The organism is Rhabdothermincola sp., assembly GCF_036846205.1.
Taxonomy (GTDB): domain Bacteria; phylum Actinomycetota; class Acidimicrobiia; order Acidimicrobiales; family Acidimicrobilacustridaceae; genus Rhabdothermincola.
In genome coordinates, this window is sequence record NZ_DAIUCK010000147.1 from 1 (window position 1) to 5,305 (window position 5,305).

Here is a 5,305-nt window from a genome sequence, read left to right on the forward strand (position 1 = left end):
GTGGGAGTGGCGGCGGGGCGGGTGAGAGGAAGATCACCTTGGCGGTGGCAGCCGTGAACGGTACCTGGCAGGTGACCACCTTGCCGGTGAACCTCGGTGGCACCGGTCGGTCGACGACCGGGGCGCTGCCAGGACCCTGGTCGAGATACAGCACCCGGACCCGGCTCGACCCGTAGAGCTGGCCTCCGTACGCGAAATCGCTCACCCCCCAGTGCGCCCAGGTGGTGCGCGCCGTGGGGTCTGCGAACTGTCGCAGCAACGCTCCGCCGCTCGGGATCCCCTCGCACTGGTAGGACGTGTCAGCGTACGGGGGGAGGGCCAACGCCGTGGGCACGCTCCCGACCCACACGGCCAAGGCGATGAGCGACACCAGTGCGACTCGTCTCATGGCGACCTCCCGGCATCCCGGCTCACTGCGGATCGGCCCTCGATACCCGCGAGCGCCCCCTCGCAGACCCGAACCGGTCAGCGGGCTGGTCGACGGATGGCGTCGCGGCCATCGAGCTCGTTGAGGGACGGCGGCCCGGCCAGCGGGGTCCCAGGACGGTTGGCGGCGGTTCGAGGAACGGGCCGGTGTCAGGGGGTGGGACCGAGAATCCGGCGGGCCTGCTGGCAGTCCCGGTCCATCTGCTCCACCAGCGCGTCGACCGAGTCGAACCTGCGCTCGTCTCGCAACCGCTCGACGAAGCGCACCCGGGCCGGCTCGCCGTAGAGGTCGCCCTCGAAGTCGAGCAGATGAGCCTCCAGCAGCGAGCTCTCGGCGTCCTCGTAGAAGGTCGGCCGCCGACCCAGCGAGAGGGCAGCGGGGCGCGCGAGCCCGTCGGGGCGCAGATACCAGCCGGCGTAGATGCCGTCGGCCGGCAGGCAGATCTCGGAGGGCACGGCGATGTTCGCGGTGGGAAAACCCAGCTCGCGGGCGCGTTTGTCACCGTCGATCACCGCGCCCCGCACCTCGTGGTACCGGCCGAGGAGCCGGTTGGCCCGCGCCAGGTCACCCTGGCGGAGCGCCTCCCGGATGGCCGTCGAGGACACCCGTTCCTCACCCGCGGCTGGCCGCCCGTCGGTGCCGACCAGGTCGATGCCGAGCACCTCGAACCCGAGCTTGGCCCCCATGTCGCGCAAAAGGGCGACGTTGCCGGAGCGCCGGTGACCGAAGTGGAAGTCCTCGCCCACCACGACCGCCCTGGCGTTGAGGCTGCCGACGAGCACCTCGGTGACGAACTCCTCGGCTGGTTCCTTGGAGCGGGCGTCGTCGAAGTGCAGCACGAGCGTGTAGTCGACACCGGTGGTGGCGAGCAGCTCCAGCTTCTGCTCGAGATCGGTGAGCAGCGGTGGGGCGGAGTCGGGTCGTACCACCGCCGCCGGATGGCGATCGAAGGTGACGACCGCCGTGGCCAGCCCGTGCGCGGCGGCGAGGTCACGGACACTTGCGATGACCGCGCGGTGACCGAGGTGCACACCGTCGTAGGCCCCGATCGTGACCGCCGTGCCCCGGGTCGGGCGGGGCCAGGTCTCGATGTCACGCAGCACCTGCATCGTGGCGAGGCTAACCCTGCACCCGGCCGCCGGACGATCCCCCGCCTGCCGGGGCCACCACCACCGCCGGCTTCACCGTGCCCGCGCGATGGGGCTCGTAGACCGCGAGCAGCCCACCACCGGCGTCGAGCACCGCCCACGGACCCTCACCTTCACCGACCCCCAGCCGGCTGCGGTCGAGCACCTTGCCCACCCTCACCTCGGCCGCCACCCGCTCGTCGACCCGCGCTTGCGGGTAGTCGCGCAACGCCGCGGCAGGCGCCAACAGCACCTCCGGCCCGACCTGCTCGACGGGCCACGCCTCAGCCTCGGTGAAGGACCCGATGGCCGTACGCCGCAGGTGGCGAAGGTGGGCTCCGCCCCCGAGCGCCGCCCCGAGGTCGGCGGCGAGGCTGCGCACGTACGTGCCCGACGAGCAGATCACCGACGCCTGGTACACCAGCGGATCCCCGGTCGGGGTCACCTCGAAGCGCCACACCGTCACCGGCCGGGGCGCTCGCTCCACCTCCCGACCCTCGCGGGCCAGCTCGTGCAGGCGGCGCCCACCGACGTGCACCGCGGACACCATCGGCGGCACCTGCAGGATCTCACCGGTGAGCGCCTCCGCGGCCACACGCACGTCATCCGGCGTGACCGCCATCGCGTGGGTGGCGGTCACCTCCCCCGAGGCGTCCAGGGTGGAGGTCTCGACCCCGAGCATGATCTCGCAGGTGTAGGACTTGGGCAGCGCGGTCAGGAATCGCAGCAGGCGGGTGACCCGACCGACCCCGACCAGCAGCACCCCCGTGGCGTCGGGGTCGAGCGTGCCCGAATGGCCGACCCGGCGGGTGCCGAGCAGCTTGCGACACTTCGCCACGACGTCGTGGGAGGTCCAGCCTGGCGGTTTGTCGACCACCACCAAGCCGTCAGGCCCCGGGCGCGTACCCCGTCCCACCGGGCGGTCCTCAGCCCTCGTGGTCGCCCTGCCCGCCTGGCTCGCCAGCGCGGTGGATGCCTCGCAGCAACTCGTCGATCCGCTCCCCCGAGCGGACCGCGGGATCGGGTCGGAACGACAGCTCAGGGGTGCGACGAAGGTGAGCCTGCCGGTTGATGCTCGCCTGCAACCGGATCCGATGCGCACTGAGCGCCTCGAGCACCACCGGATCGCCCTCCTCCCCCCGGAGCGAGTCGTAGTAGACCACCGCGCGGCGCAGGTCGCGCTCGACCTCCACTCCGGTGATGGCCAGCAGCTCCAGGCGGTCATCGTCGATGGCCTCGAGCGCGTCGGCGATGATCTCCCGCAGCAGCTCGTTGACCCGCGCCGTGCGCGGGAAGCCCCGACCGCCGCCGGATCCCCCTCGCCCGGTCATGGCCCCATCTCCAACCAGTGCCGCTCGGTGGCGGTGACCTCCACCTCGGTGAACGACCACACGAAGCGTTCCACCGCGTCGATCACCTCGGTGGTGTGCCCCGGCGACCCGGCCACCCCGACGAAGCACAGCTCCGCTCGCTGCCAGGCGTCCTGCCGGCCGGTCTCCGAAACGGCCACCCCGAAACGCCGGCGGGCCCCGTCGACGATGGACCGCAGGCTGGCGCGCTTGTCCTTCAGGGACCGGCTCTCCGGGAGGTGCAGCTCCACGGTGAGGGCGAGCACGTACGCGGTCACCTCGTCGATGGCGCCATCAGCTGCGCGGGATCTCCCGTTCCTCGTAGGTCTCGATGATGTCGCCCTGCTTGAGGTCCTGGAAATCGGACAGGCCCACACCGCACTCGAAGCCGGCGGCAACCTCGCGCACGTCGTCCTTGAAGCGTCGCAGCGAGCTGATGGTGCCCTTCCAGATCACCGTCCCCTCACGCAGGAATCGGACCTTCGACCCGCGGGTGATCACGCCGTTGGTGACGTAGCAGCCCGCCACCGCGCCGACCCGGGGCACCCGGAAGACCTCGCGGACCTCGGCCTCACCGGTCACGACCTCCTCGTACTCGGGAGCGAGCAGGCCGAGCATGGCGTTCTCGATGTCCTCGAGCACCTGGTAGATGATCTCGTAGGTGCGGATCTCGACGTTCTCGGCCTCGGCCATCTCCCGGGCCTTGCGATCGGGCCGCACGTTGAAGCCGATGATGGTGGCGTTCGACGCAGAGGCGAGCTGGACGTCGTACTGGGTGATGCCGCCCACGCCGCGGTGCACGAACGACAGCTTGACGTCGTCGCGCTCGAGCTTGCGCAGTGCCTCGGTGAGCGCCTCAAGGGAGCCCACCACATCGGCCTTGAGGATCAGGTTGAGCGTGGCCGTCTCGCCGGCCTGGATCTGCTTGAAGATGTCCTCGAGCTTGGCGCCACCGGACATGGCGTGCGCCTCGCGCCCGAGAGTGGCCAACCGCTGCCAGTGCTCGCGGGTCTCGGCCACCCGGCTGGCGGTCTTCTCATCGGGAGCGGTCACGAACGAGTCCCCGGCCTGGGCCACCTCGGACAGACCCAGGACCTGCACCGGAGTCGACGGACCGGCCTCCCTGACCTGGTTGCCGCGATCGTCGATCAGGGCCCGCACCCGCCCCCACGACGCGCCGGCCACGACGGGGTCGCCGACCTTGAGGGTGCCCCGCTGCACGAGGACCGTGGCCACCGGGCCCCGCCCGATGTCGAGATTGCTCTCCAGCACCACCCCCCGGGCCCGGCCTTCGACGGGAGCCCGCAGGTCCTCGAGCTCGGCCACCACGAGGAGGTTCTCGAGCAGGTCGTCGATGCCGTCGCCCTGCAGGGCGGACACCGGCACCATGATGGTGTCGCCTCCCCACTCCTCCGGAACCAGGCCCTGCTCGCTCAGCTGCTGCATCACCCGGTTGGGGTCGGCGTTCTCACGGTCGATCTTGTTGATCGCCACCACGATCGGCACCCCGGCCGCCTTGGCGTGGTTGAGCGCCTCGATGGTCTGGGGCATCACCCCGTCGTCGGCCGCCACCACCAGCACCACGATGTCGGTGGCCTCCGCCCCACGGGCCCGCATGGCCGTGAACGCCTCGTGCCCCGGCGTGTCGATGAACGTGATCAGCCGACCGTCCTTTTCGGTCTGGTACGCACCGATGTGCTGGGTGATGCCGCCCGCCTCCCCCGCCACGACGTTCGCGTTGCGGATCCGGTCGAGCAACTTCGTCTTGCCGTGGTCGACGTGACCCATGACGGTGATCACCGGCGGGCGGGTCGGCCAGGACTCGTAGGTCTCCTCGTCCACCTCCTCGTCGAGGAGGAGCAGCTTCTGCAGCTCAACCTCCTGCTCCTCGCCAGGGTTCACGAGGCGGATCTCCGCCCCGATCTCCGCGGCGAAGAGCTCGATCATGTCGTCGGAGAGCGACTGGGTGGCCGTGACCATCTCGCCCTGTTGCATCAGGAAGCGGACCACGTCCGCGGCGGTGCGATTCAGCTTGGGGCCGAGCTCCTGAGGCGTGGAGGCGCGCTCCACCACCACGACGCCTTCGGGGACTGGAGCCTCCTTCGGCGTGTAGGTGGGGATGTCCATCGGCTGCAGCTCGTCGCGCGAACGGCGCCGGCGCCCCTTGCGGCGCTGCGGGCGACGTTGACCCGGGCCACCGGGCCGGCCACCGCCGGGCCCGCCACGCCCACTTGGTGGACCGCCACCCGGGGGTGGGCCACCGGGACGACCGGCGCCCACACCAGGGCGGGCCGTGCCCGCACCGGGACCCCGACCGCCACCGGGAGGGCCCCCTACACCCCGGCGCGGGGCGCCCGGGCCCACCGGCCCGCTGCTCTGGCGGCGCATGCCTGGAGGGGGTG

6 protein-coding genes are annotated in these 5,305 nt (G+C 71.4%); all 6 read right to left on the reverse strand.

From position 1 onward, the window contains the following. Window positions 1-388, reverse strand: a 388-nt coding sequence (locus V7004_RS15050; RefSeq protein ID WP_334145014.1) for a hypothetical protein, incomplete at its 3' end; no start/stop codon positions are given. Between the two features lie 188 nt (window positions 389-576). Then, the gene (locus V7004_RS15055; RefSeq protein ID WP_334145015.1) at window positions 577-1,536 is read right to left on the reverse strand and encodes a bifunctional riboflavin kinase/FAD synthetase; all 960 of its coding nucleotides are present in this window, start codon (window positions 1,534-1,536) and stop codon (window positions 577-579) included. Window positions 1,537-1,546: 10 nt separating this feature from the next. Beyond that, window positions 1,547-2,470, reverse strand: coding sequence for a tRNA pseudouridine(55) synthase TruB (truB, locus tag V7004_RS15060; protein WP_334145017.1), 924 nt, complete (start codon window positions 2,468-2,470; stop codon window positions 1,547-1,549). Window positions 2,471-2,480: 10 nt separating this feature from the next. After that, the gene (rbfA, locus tag V7004_RS15065; protein ID WP_334145018.1) at window positions 2,481-2,885 is read right to left on the reverse strand and encodes a 30S ribosome-binding factor RbfA; all 405 of its coding nucleotides are present in this window, start codon (window positions 2,883-2,885) and stop codon (window positions 2,481-2,483) included. Further along, window positions 2,882-3,181 (reverse strand): DUF503 domain-containing protein, encoded by a 300-nt coding sequence (locus V7004_RS15070; RefSeq protein WP_334145019.1) that lies wholly within the window; start codon window positions 3,179-3,181, stop codon window positions 2,882-2,884. The genes rbfA and V7004_RS15070 overlap by 4 nt, the downstream gene beginning before the upstream one ends. 16 nt (window positions 3,182-3,197) lie before the next feature. Continuing rightward, entirely contained in the window at window positions 3,198-5,030 is a 1,833-nt protein-coding gene (gene infB / locus V7004_RS15075) for a translation initiation factor IF-2 (RefSeq protein ID WP_334145020.1), read from the reverse strand. Window positions 5,031-5,305 lie beyond the last annotated feature (275 nt).